Source organism: Myxococcus sp. AB056 (assembly GCF_006547365.1).
Lineage (GTDB): Bacteria > Myxococcota > Myxococcia > Myxococcales > Myxococcaceae > Myxococcus > Myxococcus virescens.
The window spans coordinates 77,103-94,088 of the sequence record NZ_VHLB01000025.1 but is presented as its reverse complement, the minus strand read 5'-3'; the positions used below and the strand labels follow the sequence as shown (position 1 = coordinate 94,088).

16 protein-coding genes are annotated in these 16,986 nt (G+C 70.4%); 7 read left to right on the top strand and 9 right to left on the bottom strand.

The features are described from left to right. Positions 1–917: hypothetical protein (locus tag FMP39_RS14115; RefSeq protein ID WP_228557975.1), on the bottom strand; the 917-nt coding region annotated here is incomplete at its 3' end. 141 nt (positions 918–1,058) lie between these two features. Continuing rightward, the gene (gluQRS, locus tag FMP39_RS14110; RefSeq protein WP_141590399.1) at positions 1,059–2,006 is read right to left on the bottom strand and encodes a tRNA glutamyl-Q(34) synthetase GluQRS; all 948 of its coding nucleotides are present in this window, start codon (positions 2,004–2,006) and stop codon (positions 1,059–1,061) included. A 170-nt stretch (positions 2,007–2,176) separates the two neighbouring features. Here gluQRS and FMP39_RS14105 point away from each other — a divergent pair, with 170 nt between their 5' ends. Both FMP39_RS14105 and FMP39_RS14100 read left to right on the top strand, forming a co-directional pair. Next, positions 2,177–3,031 (top strand): metallophosphoesterase, encoded by an 855-nt coding sequence (locus FMP39_RS14105; RefSeq protein WP_194858394.1) that lies wholly within the window; start codon positions 2,177–2,179, stop codon positions 3,029–3,031. Positions 3,032–3,065: 34 nt separating this feature from the next. Beyond that, positions 3,066–4,661: an adenylate/guanylate cyclase domain-containing protein gene (locus tag FMP39_RS14100; protein ID WP_141590397.1), complete on the top strand. Its 1,596-nt coding sequence runs from the start codon at positions 3,066–3,068 to the stop codon at positions 4,659–4,661. Here FMP39_RS14100 and FMP39_RS14095 read toward each other — a convergent pair. Together FMP39_RS14095 and rlmN are read right to left on the bottom strand one after the other, a co-directional pair. After that, on the bottom strand, positions 4,651–5,034 hold the full coding sequence (locus FMP39_RS14095; RefSeq protein WP_020478233.1) for a hypothetical protein: 384 nt from the start codon (positions 5,032–5,034) through the stop codon (positions 4,651–4,653). The genes FMP39_RS14100 and FMP39_RS14095 overlap by 11 nt on opposite strands. 306 nt (positions 5,035–5,340) lie before the next feature. Further along, positions 5,341–6,420 carry a 23S rRNA (adenine(2503)-C(2))-methyltransferase RlmN gene (rlmN, locus tag FMP39_RS14090; protein ID WP_141590396.1) on the bottom strand — a complete coding sequence of 360 codons (1,080 nt, stop codon included), beginning with the start codon at positions 6,418–6,420 and terminating at the stop codon, positions 5,341–5,343. 141 nt (positions 6,421–6,561) lie between these two features. Here rlmN and FMP39_RS14085 point away from each other — a divergent pair, with 141 nt between their 5' ends. The 3 genes from FMP39_RS14085 to FMP39_RS14075 all read left to right on the top strand — a co-directional run bounded on the left by FMP39_RS14085 (position 6,562) and on the right by FMP39_RS14075 (position 10,531). Beyond that, positions 6,562–8,052, top strand: a complete 1,491-nt coding sequence (locus FMP39_RS14085; RefSeq protein WP_141590395.1) for a glutamate-cysteine ligase family protein — start codon at positions 6,562–6,564, stop codon at positions 8,050–8,052. A gap of 95 nt (positions 8,053–8,147) precedes the next feature. Continuing rightward, positions 8,148–9,566: a hypothetical protein gene (locus tag FMP39_RS14080; protein WP_228557974.1), complete on the top strand. Its 1,419-nt coding sequence runs from the start codon at positions 8,148–8,150 to the stop codon at positions 9,564–9,566. Between the two features lie 203 nt (positions 9,567–9,769). Continuing rightward, positions 9,770–10,531 carry a hypothetical protein gene (locus FMP39_RS14075; RefSeq protein ID WP_228557973.1) on the top strand — a complete coding sequence of 254 codons (762 nt, stop codon included), beginning with the start codon at positions 9,770–9,772 and terminating at the stop codon, positions 10,529–10,531. Between the two features lie 64 nt (positions 10,532–10,595). Here FMP39_RS14075 and FMP39_RS14070 read toward each other — a convergent pair whose 3' ends face one another. The 4 genes from FMP39_RS14070 to hemG form a co-directional block, all read right to left on the bottom strand. Next, complete coding sequence (locus tag FMP39_RS14070) at positions 10,596–11,351, bottom strand: LytTR family DNA-binding domain-containing protein (RefSeq protein ID WP_228557976.1); 756 nt, start codon at positions 11,349–11,351, stop codon at positions 10,596–10,598. Positions 11,352–11,371: 20 nt separating this feature from the next. Beyond that, positions 11,372–12,433 (bottom strand): sensor histidine kinase, encoded by a 1,062-nt coding sequence (locus FMP39_RS14065; protein ID WP_141590391.1) that lies wholly within the window; start codon positions 12,431–12,433, stop codon positions 11,372–11,374. A 31-nt stretch (positions 12,434–12,464) separates the two neighbouring features. After that, positions 12,465–12,587 carry a hypothetical protein gene (locus FMP39_RS38420; RefSeq protein WP_020478232.1) on the bottom strand — a complete coding sequence of 41 codons (123 nt, stop codon included), beginning with the start codon at positions 12,585–12,587 and terminating at the stop codon, positions 12,465–12,467. Between the two features lie 115 nt (positions 12,588–12,702). Further along, positions 12,703–14,112 (bottom strand): protoporphyrinogen oxidase, encoded by a 1,410-nt coding sequence (gene hemG, locus FMP39_RS14060; protein WP_141590402.1) that lies wholly within the window; start codon positions 14,110–14,112, stop codon positions 12,703–12,705. Positions 14,113–14,191: 79 nt separating this feature from the next. Here hemG and FMP39_RS14055 point away from each other — a divergent pair, with 79 nt between their 5' ends. Further along, the gene (locus FMP39_RS14055; RefSeq protein WP_141590390.1) at positions 14,192–14,881 is read left to right on the top strand and encodes an SDR family oxidoreductase; all 690 of its coding nucleotides are present in this window, start codon (positions 14,192–14,194) and stop codon (positions 14,879–14,881) included. Between the two features lie 8 nt (positions 14,882–14,889). Here the strand turns inward: FMP39_RS14055 and pdxH are convergent, their stop codons facing one another. Next, positions 14,890–15,552 carry a pyridoxamine 5'-phosphate oxidase gene (gene pdxH, locus FMP39_RS14050; RefSeq protein ID WP_141590389.1) on the bottom strand — a complete coding sequence of 221 codons (663 nt, stop codon included), beginning with the start codon at positions 15,550–15,552 and terminating at the stop codon, positions 14,890–14,892. On the opposite strand from pdxH, the gene glgA reads away from it, so the two are divergent. Next, on the top strand, positions 15,553–16,986 hold the full coding sequence (gene glgA / locus FMP39_RS14045) for a glycogen synthase GlgA (protein ID WP_141590388.1): 1,434 nt from the start codon (positions 15,553–15,555) through the stop codon (positions 16,984–16,986).

Genomic DNA, 16,986 nt, shown 5'->3' with positions numbered 1-16,986 from the left:
GGGCGGGTGGGCGGCGTGGTGATGACGGCGCCTTCAGCGGCGATGCGCTGGCGGCGGCTCACGCCCACGGTGGCGCCGAGCATCGCGGAGATGAGGCCCAGCAGCAGTGACGCGAAGATGCCCCAGAAGACGCGGCTGGTGGACTCCGCCGCTTGCAGCGCGCCCTGCTGGACCTGCTCACCCACCTGGCCGACCTTGCCCCGGAACACGGTGAACTGGTCGCTCACCCGGCCCGCGATTTCCTGCGCGTCCTGGCGCGACAGGCGCGTGTTGTCCGCGATGGACGTGACGAGCACCTCCTGGTCGAGGTTGCCGGTGCGCAGGGCGGTGCTGAGGACTTCAGACGTGGCGGCCTGGAGTTGGTTGGCGGTGACGGTCGGCTTGCCCTCCGCCTGGAGGCGCCGGTTGATGGGCCCCAGCGCGTCATTGGCATCCAACCCGAAGGCCTGCGCGGCCTGTCCGCCTCCCGAGGCCGCGCCCGCCACCGCCGAGCCGGTGGCCCCCACCACCGCGCCGCCCGCGCGCAGCGCGGTGCCGATGACGGACGACAGCATCATGCCCAGCAAGGCGGTGCCCACCAGCGTCGTCAGGCCCCACATCACCGCGCCGTGCAGCGCACCGCCGCCCTTGTCCAGCCGGCCCGCGGAGCGCGCGGCGACGAAGCCGCCGCAGAAGAGGGCGATGAGCGGCGCGATGGCGCTCCAGATGCCGGTGCCGATGCCCGCGGCCCGGACGCTGCCCGGGTTGTTGGGGTCTACCGCCGACAGCCCGAGCGCCAGTCCGAGCGAGTTCAGCAGAAGCCACAGAGCCAGGGCGACGAAGGCGCCTCCGAAGATGGCGCCCCAGCTCAGCTTGTAGGGGTTGCCCGCCACGGCGGGGATGACGCCGGGCGCTTGGTTCTCGACGATGGCTGCCATGGTGCTGCCCCTCCTGATTCCTGGGAGCGCCTCGAGCGGAAAGAAGGCGCTCGTGTTCACGGCAAACATGGCCATGGGGCAGCGGAGGCACGATTCCGCCGCGCCCGGATGTCTCGCCGTGGAGGAGGGCGGAGCCCGGGCTCACCCCAGGCCGAGTGCTTCCCGGAGCGCGGCCTCGCCCGCGACGACGGGCGCGCGCGGCAGTCTTTCGGCACGGAAGCTGTGCACCAGCTCGGCGAGCGTCAGGGGGCCCCCGTCTCCCCATCCGCTCCATGAGGCGAGCAGGCCCAGCACCCGCTCGGGAGCCACGCCACGCTCACGCAGCTCCGCGAGCGCGAAGGCACCCTCGCGCTTGGCCAGGCGCTTGCCGTCTTCGCCCAGCACCAGCGGGACGTGGAGGAACTCGGGCGCGCGCAGGCTGAGCGCGGCGTAGAGCTGGAGCTGCCGGGGCGTGGACGAGAGCAGGTCGTCCCCGCGCAGCACGTGGGTGATGTCCGTGGCCGCATCGTCCACCACCACCGCGAGCTGGTAGCTGGCCACGCCATCGTTGCGCCGCACGACGAAGTCGCCCACCACCGCGTCCACGTCTTGCGAATACGGGCCCTGCAAGCCGTCCACGAAGCGGACCTCGCCGGGGCTCGCGCGGAAACGGTACGCGGGCGCGCGCGTGCGGGCGCGCTCGGAAATCTGTTCGCGGGTGAGGTGCGCGCAGGTGCCCGGGTAGCGGGGGCCTTCGTCGGAGAGTCCGTGAGGCGCGCTGGCGGCCCGTGCAATCTCCGCGCGTGTGCAGAAGCAGGGATACACGCGCCCTGCTTGTTCCAACCGGGCCTGGGCGTCGCGGTAGAGGCCGTCCCGCTGGCTCTGGAAGAGGGGCTGCTCGTCCCAGTCCAGTCCCAGCCATTCCATGTCGCGCAGCAGGTCGTCGACGTACTGCGGCTTGCAGCGCGCGCGGTCCAGGTCCTCGATGCGCAGGAGGAAGCGGCCGTGGGCCGCCCTCGCCTGGAGCCAGCCGAGCAGCGCGCTGCGGATGTTTCCCAGGTGCATGCGCCCGGTGGGGCTGGGTGCGAAGCGGCCTCGGACCTGGCTCATGGGCGCCCCCGAGGTCCGTGGGGAAGGAGGGCGTGCGGGCACGCGGAGCGAATCATCGTCGCGGGGGACCATAACCGACGCGGGGGGCCCGCCGCAGTGCCCGTGGCCTGCTTCGTCGACGCCCCCGGAGGTGGGTGCTACGTTCGCCGTGACTGGCGGAAAACCCCTCGATGCGCATCGCCCACTGCTCCGACGTCCACATCACTGAGGACTACTTCGCGCTTCCGCTGCACCGGTTGGGCTGGCGACGCTGGATGGCCCTGGCGGAGCTCACCGTGGGAGGCCGCGCCCGGCGGTACGCGCGCGCGCCCCAGGCGCTGGCCGCCATCGCCCGGGACGCGCAGGCCGCGCAGGTGGACCACTTCATCCTCTCCGGCGACCTGACGGCGTACGCGCTGGACGCTGAGTTCAGCGGCGCCCGCCAGTCCCTGGGCGCGCTGGCGGAGGACCCCCGCCGCTGCACCGTCATCCCCGGCAATCACGACGTCTTCACGCCCGGGAGCTACCGCACCGGGCGCTTCGCGAAGTACTTCGGCCACCTGCTGGAGAGCGACCTGCCGGAGTACCGCCGTGAGGGCGCCTTTCCCTTCGTCCGGCTGCTGGGCACCGAGGCCGCGGTGGTGGGACTGCTGTCCGCCCGTGTGCCGCGCACGCCGGGCCTGTCCTACGGCGTCATCGGCGAGGCCCAGCTCGGAGGCCTGGCCGCGCTGCTGAAGGACGCCCGGTTGGAGGGGCGCGCCATCCTGGTGGTGGTGCACCACGCGCCGCTCAATCCCCATGGGCGACCGGACCGCTGGCACCATGGCCTCCGGGACGCGGACGCCTTGCTGAAGCTGCTGCCGGGCCCGCGCTACGCGGTGCTGCACGGCCACATCCACCGGCGCTACCACCATCCCGCCACCGCCGACCGGCCCCATGTCTTCGGCGCGGGCTCCTCCACCGAATCCGGACACGAGGGGTACTGGCTCATCGACGTGGCGGACGGACAGGTGTCCGGCGGCCAGCAACAGACGCCGGCCCTGTGACAGCACCGCCCGGGCGGCGATAGAAGGGCAGCCGATGACCGACATCACCCTGGAGGAGTACAAGGCGCTGCGCACCCTCCAGCGCGCGGTGGATGACGCCTTGGAGGACAGCCTGCGCGGGCGTGAGACGCTGACGCAGGCCTTCAAGCGCTGCTTCCCGTTGGTGCTCTCGCTCACTGGCGCCAAGGCCGTGGCCATCACCACGCGCGACGAGGAGCTGGTGGAGCAGACGTGGAACGAGGGGGACTGGAGCGACCGTCACCCCGGCGCGCTGCTGGAAGGTGCCGTGGGCGTGCGCAGGTTGGGGGCGGACACCCTGGTCAGCCAGCCCCTGGACGTGGCGGGAACGCGCGTGGGCGTGTTCGGTCTGCTCTTCGCGGGCGACGCCACCGCGCCGGATTCCTCCGCGCGCCTGCTGCGCGTGCTGGACACCGTGGCGGAGCAGTTCGACACGGTGTTGTGCCTGGTGCACACCGCGTCGGAGAAGCACCAGCTCATCCTCCAGTGCAACAACCATCTGGCCAACCCCGTCTTCGAAGCGGGCATGGACCTGGCCGTGCTGACGCTGGCGCAGCGCATACGCCTGCCAGGCTTCCTGCTGCTGTACCGGGACGCAGTGCAGCCGCACGTGCTGCACTACCGCACCTATCGCAACGGGCACCTGACGTTCGAAAGCGGCGAGCAGCCCCATGCGGGGTTGGAGGCGGCCATCCGCCAGCACGGCCCCCGGCTGCTCCTGAGCGAAGAGTCCACGCTGCGGCAGCTCTTCTCCGGCCGCACCACCGAGGCCGTGCTCATCTCCGGCGCCGCCGCGCAGGGCCCACTGGGGAAGATTGTCGTGTGGAACGACAGCGGTTTCTCCTCCTACGCCATGGACCTCATCCGGGTGCTGGCGTCCACGCTGAGTCAGCGGCTCCAGGACTACAACCGAGAGCGCATCCACCTGTCGCAGTTCTTCCCCAACGCCGTCATCGACGCGTTGTTGCACGACCCCGCCTATGCCCAGCACCTGCGGGCGCAGGACCAGGAAGTGGGCATCCTCTTCGCGGATATCAACGGCTTCACCCGCATCTGCGAGCAGGGCTTCGACAGCCCGCGCAACATCGGCCGCTTCGTGGACGAGTGGAGCCAGCGCGCCGTGGGCTGCATCTGGGAGCACGGCGGCGTGTTCGACAAGATGGTCGGTGACTGCGTCATCGGCCTCTTCGGGCCGCCCTTCTTCAAGAGCACGTCACGCGAGCGCGCGCAGGCGGCGGTGCGGGCCGCGTGTGACATCCAGGCCTTCACCGCGTCGCTGGGCGCGCACGAGGACGTGGCGGCGCTGTGTGAGCGCGTGAAGCTGCCGGGACTGGGTGTGGCGGTGGGCGTCAACCTGGCGAACGCCAACTGCGGCCTCTTCGGGCCCAACCGTCAGTACACGGCCTTCTCCAGCGGCATGAACCAGACGGCCCGCCTCCAGTCACTGGCGGGTTTCCGGGAGACGCTGGTGATGGACCGCGTGCATGACGCGCTGGTGGGCTCGGATGAGCCCTTCTTCCAGGGCCTGCGCTTCGGGCCCCTGACGGAGACGCCCGTGAAGAACGTGGCGCAGCCGCTGCGCCACTACCGGCTGGAGCCGCTCACGCCTTGAGGTGAGGGCCCGCGTAGCGCCGCGAGAAGTGAATCCACCGGCGCTCGTCCACCTCCACCTGCCATTCGGAGTTGGGCGTCAGTGGCAGCCGCTGCTTGAGGAAGCTCTCCAAATGGTCCGCCGCCTTCACCGGCGTGAGGCCCGGTGCGCGGAAGGCGATGTGCAGGAAAACGTCCAGCGTGGCCGCCACGTCCACGGACGCGCAGATGCGCAGCGACCCCACGCGGCGCTGATAGAGCGTGTTCTGCCCGGGCCATGCTGCCGGGTCCATGCCTGTTCGTGGCAGTGACAGCCAGTTGTACGGCTCGAGAACGAAGTCGAGCAGCTCACTGCTCGCCTCATCCACCGTTGCGTGCTCCTGGATGGAAAGCATCGCCCACCTCCCCGGGGAAGCCGATGGAAAGAATGTGCCCATGGCCGTGTCGCGTGCAAGGGGCACCACCCGCAATCGACATGGGCGTCCGCCACCGACACGACGCACCGCTCGGGGTGTAACTCAGGACCCTGACGGATGGGCCTTCGCGTCATGGCGCGTGCGCTTCGCGTGAAGGGCCCGCGGTGTGGCGGGCATGCGAGCGTGAGCTCTCCTCGCGCGGCGCTCGGGCGCTTCGACGTTCGAGACAGTGCGCTCGTACCCGGGGCCTGGGCGGACAGCAGGCGTGGGGCCTTCAGGAATGCGTCAGGCGCTGGTGGGAAGTGAACGGCGTGAACGCCGTTCCACGGTGGCCTTGAGCTGGCCACAGCCCGCGTCGATGTCGATGCCCCGGCGCTGACGCACCGTGCTGGGCACGTCATAGGTGGCGAGCACGTCCTGGAAGGCGCGCACGGACTCCGGACGGCTGGGGCCTCCGTCGTAACCCACCGTGGGGTTGAGGGGGATGACGTTGACGTGCGCGTCCATGCCGCGCAGCAACTGACCCAGCGTGTGCGCGTGCTCGGCGGTGTCGTTGCGGCCGGAGATGAGCGTCCACTCGAAGAAGATGCGGCGCTTGCGCTTCTCGCTGTAGTAGCGGCACGCGTCCATCAGCTCGTTGAGGGGCCAGCGGCGTCCAGCGGGGACCAGCGCCGCGCGTTCGGCGTCGGTGGCGCCATGGAGGCTGACGGCCAGGTGGATGGGGCGCTCTTCATCCGCGAGCCGCCGGATGCCGGGCACGACGCCCACCGTGCTGAGCGTGATGAAGCGTGGGCCCATGGCGAGCCCCAGCGCATCCACCAGCACGTCCACCGCGGACATCGTGTGCTCGTAGTTGTGGAGCGGCTCGCCCATGCCCATGAGGACGACGTTGCGTAGCGTCTCGCCGGAGGCGCGCAGGATGCGGTTGACGTGAAGTATCTGCCCCACGATTTCGCCGGGCGTCAGGTGGCGTGAGAGCCCCATCTGCCCGGTGGCGCAGAAGACGCAGCCCATGGCGCAGCCGGCCTGCGTGCTGATGCACACCGTGGCGCGGCCCTTGAACCGCATCAGCACGGTTTCAATGGTCTGCCCGTCGTCCAGGCGCAGCAGCAGCTTGTGCGTGAAGCCGTCGCTGCTGAAGGACTCGTGGTGGGTGGCCAACTGGCCCAGGCGCGTGTGCTCGCGCAGCATGCGCAGCAGCTCCGGCTTGAGGCCGTCCAGTTCGTCGAAGGTGGTCGCGTGCCGGCGGTACAGCGCGGTCCAGAGCTGGTCGCGGTGGTAGGGGCCGAAGCCCCAACCGGAGAGCAGCGCTCCCAGCGCGGGCCGCGTCAAATCGTACAGGTTGGCGGACGTGTCGGACGGCATGACCAGGCCCCGAGATAACACACCGGGCGCGGGCGTACCTACCCGTGCCCGTTGCCAGTCGTGGACATTGACCCTGCCCTGCGGGGCGGTCTGGCAGGTGCCGGGTGGCCGGGCAGGCGGCCATGCCTACCTTGATCCTTCATGGGGATGGCCATCCATCAGGAGGAATTCCGTCCGGAGGACCACGAGCGTTTCTCCCGGCGGCTGGCGGAGAGCCTGGAGGCGCTGCGGGCACTCCTGGCGCGTCCGGGGTTCGGCGTGGGGGCGCCGACCGTGGGCGCGGAGCTGGAGCTGTACCTCGTGGATCGCCTGGGCTTCCCACTGCCGGTGAACCGGGCGGTGCTGGCGCGCGCGGAAGACCCCCGCGTGACGCTGGAGCTGGATGCCTTCAACCTGGAGGTGAACCTGCGTCCGTGCCCGCTGGCCGGCAGGTCCTTCCGTGCGTTGCGCCAGGAGGTGGAGAGCGCGGTGGCCGCGGTGCGCCGGGCCGCGTCCACGCTGGGCGCGCGCGTGGCCGTCATCGGCATCCTCCCCACCTTGCGCGAGGCGGACTTGGGCAGCGGCGCGCTCACGAGCGAGCCGCGCTATCGCGCCATGTCCACCGCCATCCGTCAGCGCCGGTCCGCGCCGTTCCATGTATCGATTCGGGGTGAGGAGGAGGCGCTGTCGCTCACCTGGAAGGACGTGACGCTGGAGGGCGCGAACACGTCGCTCCAGTATCACCTGCGCGTGGCGCCGGGTGACTTCGCGCGCATGTACAACGCGGCGCAGCTCGCCACGGCGCCGGTGCTGGCGGCGGCGGGCAACTCGCCGCTCTTCCTGGGACGGAAGCTGTGGGACGAGACGCGCGTGGCCCTGTTCCGGCAAGCGGTGGACGACCGGGGCGAGCCCGGAGAAGGCGGCTTTCAGCCCCACGCGCGCGTGTCGTTCGGCCATGGCTGGGTGCGCGAGGGCGCCTACGAGTTGTTCGCTGAAGCGGTGGCGCTGCATCCACCGCTGTTGCCGGTGTCGGGCGACGAGCCCCTCCGCGAGCGCGTGGCGGCGGGCGAGGTGCCGGGCCTGGAGGAGCTGCGCCTGCATCAGAGCACGGTGTGGACCTGGAACCGCGCCATCTACGACCCGAAGGAGGGAGGCCACCTGCGCATCGAGTTCCGCGCCCTGCCCGCCGGGCCCACGGTGGTGGACATGATGGCCAACGGCGCCTTCCTGCTGGGCCTCACGCTGGCGCTGGCCGAGCGCGTGGATGCGCTGCTGCCCGCGCTGCCCTTCGTCCACGCGTACGGCAACTTTATCCGCGCCGCGCGGCAGGGCCTGGACGCGGAGCTGCTGTGGCCCTCCTCCACGGCGCCCAGTCCGCAGCCGATGGCGGCGACGGAACTGGTGAAGCGGCTGCTCCCCGAAGCCCGGGAGGGCCTGGTTCGCGCGGGCGTGGACGCGGAGGAGGCGGACACGCTGCTGGGCATCCTCGAACAGCGCGTCGTGCTGCGACGGACGGGCGCGACCTGGCAGCGGCAGATGCTGGCGCGGCTGGAGTCACAAATGCCCCGGCGAGACGCCCTGGCGGCGATGCTGGAGCGCTATCTCCAGCGCTCCGAATCCGGAGCGCCTGTCCATACATGGCCGGTCGAGTAGCCTGCCGCCCGGGGTGTGCGGTAAAGCGCTGCGCGCCGTGAATATCCCGCCGCCGCGTCCGTCACCGGACGCACGCGACTCGCGCTTTCGTGACCATGGCCCGGCTCCTCCTCGTCTCCTTGTTGGTTCTGTGTGCCTGTACCACCCTGCGCGGCCGCGCGGACTCCTTGGCGCAGAAGGGCATGTTCGTGGAGGCCGCGGCCATCTACGACGACCTCATCCGGCAGAGCCCCTATGACCAGGAGCTCCTCCTGGCGCGCGAGGGTCTGCGCTCGCGCGCGCTGGCGCAGTTGCTGAGCAACGCGCGGGAGGCGCGCCTGGAAGGGGATGACGAAGAAGCGGAGGCGTGGCTCCTGCGCTTCCTGAACCACCGGACGGCCTGGAACTCGAAGCTGAATGGCGGCTTGGAGAGCTCCCTGCGCGAGGAGGTGGATGGCACACGCCGTCATCTCCAGCGGCTCGTCGGCAACCCCGCGCGCCAGGGACACGCGCTCACGGCGGAGCAGACATTGCGGCGCAAGCAGCCGCTGCTGTCGCACCGCGAGCTGGCCCTCATCTCCCGCGACATGGAGTGGCTGGTGCTCCAGAGTGGCAAGACGTCCTGCCAGCGGCTGCGGGACACCAGCACGGATGACAGCCCGCACTGGCGCGAGCTGGTGTTCCGCTACTGCGGCCACTGGCGGGAGTACGCGCCGCGCCCCGCGACGGCGCCCGAGCTGTTCGGCCCGCCTTCGTGGACGGGCACCGTGGAGGGCCTGGACGAGGCACAACAGGCGCAGTTGGAGGCCCGGCTCACCCAGGCTTTCGAGTCCTCGCCCTGGTTCGCGCCAGGAGGCTCGGCGCGGCCGGTGTTCAGCCTGGAGGGGCGCTTCGTCACCCAGCGCGACAGTCACCCCGTGGAGCTGACCGCGCCGTGGACGGAGAGCGTGCCGTACACGGACCACGAGGACCGCACGGAGACCATCGAGGAGCCCTACGAGGCGGAGGAGGAGTACACCGACAAGAACGGCAAGACGAAGACGCGCAAGGTGACGAAGTACACCAAGCACACGCACACCTACTCCGTGCCCGTCACGCGGTACCGCGACGTCCCCAGGACCTTCGAGTACCACGCGCTGCGGCTGTCGCAGGCGCACCACGTCACGGTGGCTTCGTCCGTGGTGTTGGACGCCCGGCGCGGCCCCTTCACCGTGACGTTGCAGGACCAGCTCTCCGAGTCCGGCCACGAGCACGACGTCACCTTCAAGGAAGGCAACGTGCGGCCCCAGCGGCCGAACTTCACCCTGGCAGAGGTCTGGCTCGAGGCGAAGGTGGAGGCCCTGCGCGTGGCCTTCTCCCGGCAGCTCGCCGAGCACTGGCGAGAGTCCTACTGTTCCACGCCTTCGCTCACCTTGGACGAAGCCGCGCGGTGCGCGCGCGCGGGCATCGCCGTCCCCATTCAGGCGTCCCGGGTCCTCTCAGACATCCTTGGCGCGGATGCGACCCAGGTTCCCGCACTTTTCGCGTCACCGTGACGCGGTGTGGGGCGGTGTCGCGTCCAGTCGGCGGGTAGCATTTATGACGGTCCGGGTTGTTATGGTGTTCTGACCTGGAATACCCGTGAGCGCGGACTGTAAAACCTGTCAACCCCGCGCTGGTAGGTGGATTCCACCCAGAGGACCGTATGCATCCGACTGACGTCCGCTGCCGTAGTCCCCGTAGGAACCTTGCGATGTGGATGGCTTCTTCGCTGCTGCTCGCCGCGTGCGGTGGGGCGGAGGCGGAGGCGCTCGCGGACGCCGAGTCCCCTGGCGTGGCGTCCCAGTCGTTGGTGGAGCCGTCGTCCGAGTCCGCCGACCGGCGCATCATCGTGTATCAGACGACCTCGCTTCAGCTCATTCGCATGGACAACCAGGGCGATTCGCACCTGGTGGCGGAGCGCACCGGTGCGCCCGAGGTGTCCCTGGATGGCAGCCGCGTGGCGTATGCGAAGCTGCCGGATGGATACCGCGAGGGCGACGTGGTGCGGAGCTCGGAGCTGTACGTGCTCAACGCGAACTCGGGCAAGTCGGTCCGGGTGACGCAGGGCTTCGATGACAGCGAGCCCGTGTGGACGCCGGATGGGCGCAACGTGCTGTTCCAGTCCACGCGGCGCTCGGGCGTGCCCTCGCTGTGGCTCGTGAAGGAGAACGGCAAGGACCTGAAGCAGCTGACGAACGTGGGCACCTCGCAGTTCAGCTCGGCCTACATCCCCAATCCCGCGCTGGGCGGGACCGTGGAGTGGGATGCGGACCGGCGCATCATCGTCTACACGACGACCAGCCTGCGGCCGGGTGAGGACGGCGAGGTGCGCGTCATCACCTTCGACAGGAACTACGACGTCGCCACGGCCTACAGCCTGGGCACGGGCTTCGGGCCGGTCTGGACGGAGCGCGGCACCGTCGTCTTCTCGCGCAACGAGGGTGGCCAGGTCATCAGCGTCGAAGTGCGCGTGAAGTAAGTCTAAGTCGTCACCCGCAGTCGGGCCCGCGCGGATGCACCGGAGCGCGGGCCTTTGTCTTTCTTCAGCCCTCTTCCTCGACGCCGCGACGCAGGCCCAACATGCGCCGCAGCTCGCGCGCGGACTGACGGCTCACCTCCACCGCGTGGCCCCGCAGCGTGCGCGCCAGGTAGCCACCTGTGTCCAGCGGCTCCAGCCGCGCCACGTGCGTGAGGTTGAGCAGCGCGCGGCGGTGGACGCGGTGGAAGTGCTCGGACGGCAGCTTCTCCACCAGCTCGTTGAGGGTGAAGTCGGTGAGGAAGTCTCCCTGCGTGGTGAACACGGTGACCAGCTCGTCCTCCAGCGACGCGTGGGAGATGGTTTCTGGATCCACCAGGACGATGCCCTGCCGCGTGGGAATGGGCAGGCGGCCCAGGCCGCGGACGGGCGTGCCAGGTGGCTTCGGTGGGTTGCTGACCGTGCCCGTGGATGCTGTGGCCGGACCGCGTGCGCGTGCCCGCTCCAGGGCCTTCTGAAGGCGCGCGGGCTCCACGGGCTTGAGCACGTAGTCCACCGCGCCATGTTCGAAGGCCTGCACGGCGTGCTCGGCGTGGGCGGTGCAGAGGATGACGCGCGGGCCACCTTCCGGCAGCAGGGCCAGGGCATCCAGTCCGCTGAGGCCGGGCATGTGGATGTCCAGCAGCACCACGTCCACGCCGCCCGCGCGCACGGCGGAAAGGACGCCATCCGCGTCCGAGGCCTCGCCGCAGACCTCCGTGTCCGGGAGCGCCGCGAGCAGCCGCGTCAGGCGCTTTCGGGCGAGCAGTTCGTCATCGGCGATGAGGACGCGAAGTGGGGCGCTCAGGTGAGGACTCCAGGTTGGGGGCCCGTGCGGGGCAGGGTGACGGTGACACGGGTGCGCGCCTCGCCGCCGTCGAGCACGAGGCGCGCGGCGCCGCCGTAGGCCAGGGCGAGGCGGCGCTCCACGGTGGGCAGGCCAGCGCTGCCCTCGCGAGGCCCTCGGGAGGGGCCCGGGTTCTCGATGGCGACCTCCACCTCGTGTCCCCGCGCGGTGACGTCCAGGGACAGGGGGCCGCGGTGGCCTGCGGCGGGGCCATGCTTCACCGCGTTCTCCGCCAGGGGGAGCAGCACGAGCGGCGGGACGGGAATCTCCCCCAGGCCGGCGGGGATGTTCAGCGTGAGCTGGAAGAGGTCCGGGTCGCGGAGCAGGTGCAGGTCGAAGAGCGTGCGGATGAGCTCCAGCTCCTGGGCCAGGGGCCAGGTGGCGCTGCGCACGCCCGAGAGCACGGAGCGGAGCATGGTGGACAGCCGCAGCACGGCGGTCTCCGCGACGGCGCCGTCCTCACGGCACCACTCCGCGATGGCGTTGAGCGTGTTGAAGAGGAAGTGCGGGTCCAGGTGGCTGCGCAGCGCGAGGAGCTGGGCCTGCTCGGCCTCCAGCGCGAAGCGGGCGGCGCGGGCGCGCTCGCGGGTGAGGCTCTCCTCGAAGCCGATGTCACGGCCCAGGCCCCAGCCCCCCACGAGGAAGAGCGCGCCGCACACCGCGAGGTTGGTGGGCTGCGTGAGGAAGGTGGGCCCCATGCCCAGGAGCTTCGGCAGCACGAAGCCGGAGGTGAGCACCACGCCGCTGCCCACGGTGGCGTAGAGCAGAAGCCGGATGCCGCCATGGCTGAGGTCCAGGCCTTCCGGGAAGAGGACGCGGTAGGAGACAGGGGCCACCGCGATGAAGAGCAGGCACAACAGGAGGCCCAGCCCGAACGCGGCCCAGAGGGGGGCGTGGCTGAAGCGCACCTGTGCGGTAATCAGCGTGACGGAGACGACGAGGATGGGCAGCAGCCGTCGGGGCTCCACGAGGGCCCGCAGGGTGGCGCGGACGATGGAGCCTTCCGATGTTTCCAGCATGCGCCAGCGGGAGCCTACACCGCCGGCCGCGTCACTGCGCCGGGCGCTCCTCCAGCTCCGTCTCGAAGGCGTCCAGCAGCATGCTGCCGGCGAGGACGACGGGGAAGAGGACGATGGCGGCGACGACGAGGACAGGGGAGGGGAGGGCGAACATGGCGGGGGGCTCCTGACTCCGACAAGCATGCACTGCCAGTCTGACGCGTCTTCCTGGTTTACGCTGACGCCTCCGGCCCGAGCGGTCGCTCCCTGACAACGAGCGGTCGCAGTCGCTATTTCCGAACGGTTTCCTCGTCCGCGAGGGCAGCCGCGAGCCGCGCCGCGTTACGGATGCAGTCGTTGATGCCGATGCCTTTGTAGGCGTTTCCCGCCAGGTGCAGCCCGGGCCAGCGCTGGAGCGCCGCGTCGATGTCCGCCATCCGCGCCAGGTGCCCCACGTTGTACTGGGGGATGCCCCGCTGCCAGCGGAAGACCTCCGTGAAGGTGGGCCGGGCCGTCACGCCCGTCAGGGCCTGCAGCTCCTCGAGCGCCAGCGCCGCGAGCTCTGCTTCGTCCCGCTTCACCAGGTCCGGCTGACGCGCGCCGCCCACCATGCAGGTGTAGAGCACGCGGCCGCCCTCGACACGGAAGGGGAAGGTGGTGGACGCGTGGATGGCGCCCAGGAGCCGCCGCTTCTCCTCGAAGGGCACCAGGAAGCCGAAGCCGTCCGGTGCCGGAAGCGTGCCCGCGTCGAAGCCCAGGTGCACCACCGCGATGGGCGCGTACTCGATTCGGGACACCTGCTCCGCGAGCGCGTCATCCAGGGGACGCAGCAATTGCGCGGCGACAAACGCGGGAACCGCCAGCACCACGTGGTTCGCGGTCAGCTCCGCGCGGCGTCCATGTTCCTCGACGGCGAGCTTCCATCCACCATCCACGCGCGTCAGGCCTTCCACCCGTGCGCTCACGTGCGCCGTGTCACCCAGCGATGCGGCCAGCGCGTCGATGAGCACCTGGAGGCCGCCGTCGAACGTGCTCAGCGCGCCCGACAGCTTCGGCGCGTCCCCCGCGGGCAGCGCCTTGCGTTGGGCCTTCTGCGCGCGGATGGCGCCCAGGATGAGGCTGCGGTGCTCGCGCTCCAGCTTCACCAGCATCGGGAAGGTGGCCTCGACGCTGAGCTGCTCCACGTCCCCGGCGTAGATGCCCGTCTGCACCGCGTCCAGCAGCACCCGCGTCGCCGCGCGGCCCAGGTGGCGGCGGCCGAACGCGGCCAGCGATTCGTCCGTGCCTTCCGGCGCGCGGCCGGAGAACAGCTCGCCGGCGACTCGCAGCCGCGCGCCCAGCGGCAGAATGTCCGAAGTCAGAAACGCCGGCGGCGAAGCCGGCACCGACCGGAGTCGGCCTCGCGTGTAGACATAGCGACGCTTCGCTGAAGGGGCGGCGACGCGGATTCGACCTTCGAGGTTCAGCGCCGCCGCGAGTTCTCGCGTCGCGGGCTCGCGGTCCAGGAAGCTGTTGGGGCCTTGCTCCACCAGGTAGCCAGCACGCGCATGCGTGCCCACCGCGCCTCCAAGACGTGCGGATGTCTCCAGGAGCACGGCAGCCGTACCGCGCGAACGCAAACCGTGCGCGACGGCCAACCCCGAAATCCCACCTCCCACGACGGCGACATTCATCTGATGTGTCCTCTGCATGTGGTGCATGCGGTTACCAGCGTGCACTCCCTGCTCGTCATCGCGCGTGTTTTGCCAGCGGAAGGCATTCAGCGCGTTAATGCCATGCATGCGCTACGTCATCACCGGAGCGAGCAGGGGGATTGGTTTCGAATTCGTCCAGCAGCTCCTGCTGCGGGGCGATACCGTCGAAGCCGGGGTCAGGTCGCCAGAGGGAGCACGGCGGCTGGAGCCGTTGAAACAGAAGGCGGGCAACCGCCTGCGCATCCATGCGCTGGACGTGGGAGACGACGCCAGCGTGCGCGCGTTCGCCACCAACGTGTGTACCGGCCCCGTGGACGTGCTCATCAACAACGCCGGTGTCTCCGGCTTGTGGTGTGCGTTGGGTGACGTGGACTACGCGGACATGGCGCGCACGTTCACCATCAACGCCCTGGGGCCGCTGCGTGTCACCAGCGCGATGCTGCCGGGCTTGCGGCAAGGCGCCTTGCGGCGGGTGGCGCACGTCACCTCGCGGATGGGCTCGTTGGCGGCGAACACCGACGGCGGGGCCTATGCGTACCGCATGTCGAAGGCCGCGCTGAACATGGCCGTGCGCTCCATGTCCACGGACCTGCGTCCGGAGGGCTTCGTCACCGTGCTGCTCCACCCCGGTTGGGTGCAGACGGACATGGGCGGCCCGGACGCCACGCTGCCGGCGCCGGATTCGGTGCGCGGCATGCTGCGGGTCATCGACGGGCTGAACCCGGAGCACAGCGGCCGGTTCTTCGACTACCAGGGGACCGAAGTGCCCTGGTAGCCGTGCCCTCATGGGTAGAGCATCTGCGTGCGCCAGCCGCCGTCCTCGCGCAGGTAGACGTGCCGGTCGTGGAGCCGGCTCTCCTGGGCGTGCCAGAACTCGATGCGGTCCGGCACCACGCGGAAGCCCGACCAGTGCGGTGGGCGCGGCACGGACTGGCCGGCGTACTTCTGCTCCACCTCCGCCACGCGGGCCTCCAGCTCCTCGCGAGTCGCCAGCGGCTGGCTCTGCAGGCTGGCCCACGCGCCCACCTGGCTGCCGCGGGCGCGGCTCTGGAAATAGGCGTCCGCCTCCGCGTCCGTGACGCGCTCCACGCGGCCTTCCACGCGCACCTGTTCATTCAAGGGCTGCCAGTAGAAGCAGAGCGCCGCGTAGGGATGCGCGCGGGCCTCGTGGCCCTTCCGGCTTTCGTGGTTCGTGTAGAACACGAAGCCGCGCGCATCGAAGTCCTTGAGCAGGACGACGCGCGCGCTGGGGCGCCCGTCATCCCCCACGGTGGCGACCACCATGGCGTTGGGGTCCACCGCAATGGCCTGCTTCGCCCGCTCGAAGAGCTCCGCGAAGCGTTGGATGGGGTCTGGAGGAATCATCACGCGGTGCAACATAAGGGGCGCGCGGCAGGTGTGCACCTTCGCGGTTGACTCATCCGGCACACACGTCAATGTGCGCACATGAATGTCCTCTTCATCTCCTCGGAGGTGGCCCCGTTCTCCAAGACGGGGGGCCTGGGGGACGTGGCCGGGGCTCTCCCCGCCGCGCTTGCCTCGCTGGGCCATGACGTCAAGGTCATCACCCCGCGCTACCGCGACCTGCGAGGCGCGGAGCGGCTGGAGCCCACGGGCCAGTCCCTGCTGCTGCGCTTCCCCTTCGGCGAGCTGTCGGGCCCCATCCTCTCCGCCCGCGTGTCCGAGCGGATGGAGGTGCTCTTCCTGGAGAACGCGTTCCTCTTCGGCAACCGCCACGGCCTCTACGGAGACGCGGGGGGCGCCTTCGCCGACAACCACCGGCGCTTCGCCTACCTCAGCGTGGGCGCGCTCCAGGCGGCGCAGCGGCTGCGCTTCATCCCGGACATCATCCACGCCAACGACTGGCAGACGGGGCTGGCGCCGGTGGCGCTGCGGCGCGGCTTCCAGACGGGGCCGCTGGCGCACGCGAAGAGCGTCTTCACCATCCACAACCTGGCCTACCAGGGGCAGTTCCCCAAGGACGTGATGGGGGACCTGGCGCTGCCCTGGGACTTGTTCACCGCCCATGACGGGCTGGAGTTCCACGACACGGTGAACTTCCTGAAGGCGGGGCTCGTCTTCTCCGACGCGCTCACCACCGTGTCTCCCACCTACGCGCGGGAAATCCAGACGCCGGAGCAGGGCTACGGGCTGGACGGACTGCTGCGCCACCGCGCGCACCGGCTCCACGGCATCCTCAACGGCGTGGACACGCACGAGTGGAACCCGGAGGACGACGCCTTCCTCCCGGCCCGCTACGGACTGAAGGACCTGTCCGGCAAGGCCGTGTGCAAGCGCGAGCTGCTGGCCCGCTTCGGACTGGAGGACGGCCCCGCGCCGGTGTTCGGCTTCGTCAGCCGGCTGGCCTGGCAGAAGGGCATGGACCTGCTGCTGGAGGCCCTGCCGGCCGCGCTCCACGCGGACATCCGTGTCGTCGGCGTGGGCAGTGGCGAAGGGCCCCTGGAGGAAGGGCTGCTCGCGTTGCAGGCCCGTTACCCGAAGCAGGTGGGCGTGCACATCGGCTTCGACCCCGGGCTCTCCCACCTGGTGGAGGCGGGGGCGGACTTCTTCCTCATGCCCAGCCGCTATGAGCCGTGCGGCCTGAACCAGATGTATTCGCTGCGCTACGGCACGGTGCCCATCGTCCGGGCCACCGGCGGGTTGGTGGACACGGTGGAGGGAGGGCTGGACGGAAACGGCCTCCTCTTCGAGGCCTTCCACAAGTCCGCCCTGCTGGCGGCCATCCGCCGCGCCCTGGCCCTCTACGCGGACCCGTCGCGCCTGGACGAGTTCCGGCGCCGGGGCATGGAGAAGGACTTCTCCTGGGGGGCGTCCGGTCGCCGCTACGAGGCGCTCTTCCACGACCTGGTGGCGGAATAG

Coding starts and splice junctions, on each gene's coding strand:
- gluQRS (WP_141590399.1), bottom strand. CDS start 2,006: ATGAGCCAGGTCCGAGGCCGCTTCGCACCCAGCCCCACCGGGCGCATG.
- FMP39_RS14105 (WP_194858394.1), top strand. CDS start 2,177: ATGCGCATCGCCCACTGCTCCGACGTCCACATCACTGAGGACTACTTC.
- FMP39_RS14100 (WP_141590397.1), top strand. CDS start 3,066: ATGACCGACATCACCCTGGAGGAGTACAAGGCGCTGCGCACCCTCCAG.
- FMP39_RS14095 (WP_020478233.1), bottom strand. CDS start 5,034: ATGCTTTCCATCCAGGAGCACGCAACGGTGGATGAGGCGAGCAGTGAG.
- rlmN (WP_141590396.1), bottom strand. CDS start 6,420: ATGCCGTCCGACACGTCCGCCAACCTGTACGATTTGACGCGGCCCGCG.
- FMP39_RS14085 (WP_141590395.1), top strand. CDS start 6,562: ATGGGGATGGCCATCCATCAGGAGGAATTCCGTCCGGAGGACCACGAG.
- FMP39_RS14080 (WP_228557974.1), top strand. CDS start 8,148: ATGGCCCGGCTCCTCCTCGTCTCCTTGTTGGTTCTGTGTGCCTGTACC.
- FMP39_RS14075 (WP_228557973.1), top strand. CDS start 9,770: ATGGCTTCTTCGCTGCTGCTCGCCGCGTGCGGTGGGGCGGAGGCGGAG.
- FMP39_RS14065 (WP_141590391.1), bottom strand. CDS start 12,433: ATGCTGGAAACATCGGAAGGCTCCATCGTCCGCGCCACCCTGCGGGCC.
- FMP39_RS38420 (WP_020478232.1), bottom strand. CDS start 12,587: ATGTTCGCCCTCCCCTCCCCTGTCCTCGTCGTCGCCGCCATCGTCCTC.
- hemG (WP_141590402.1), bottom strand. CDS start 14,112: ATGCACCACATGCAGAGGACACATCAGATGAATGTCGCCGTCGTGGGA.
- FMP39_RS14055 (WP_141590390.1), top strand. CDS start 14,192: ATGCGCTACGTCATCACCGGAGCGAGCAGGGGGATTGGTTTCGAATTC.
- glgA (WP_141590388.1), top strand. CDS start 15,553: ATGAATGTCCTCTTCATCTCCTCGGAGGTGGCCCCGTTCTCCAAGACG.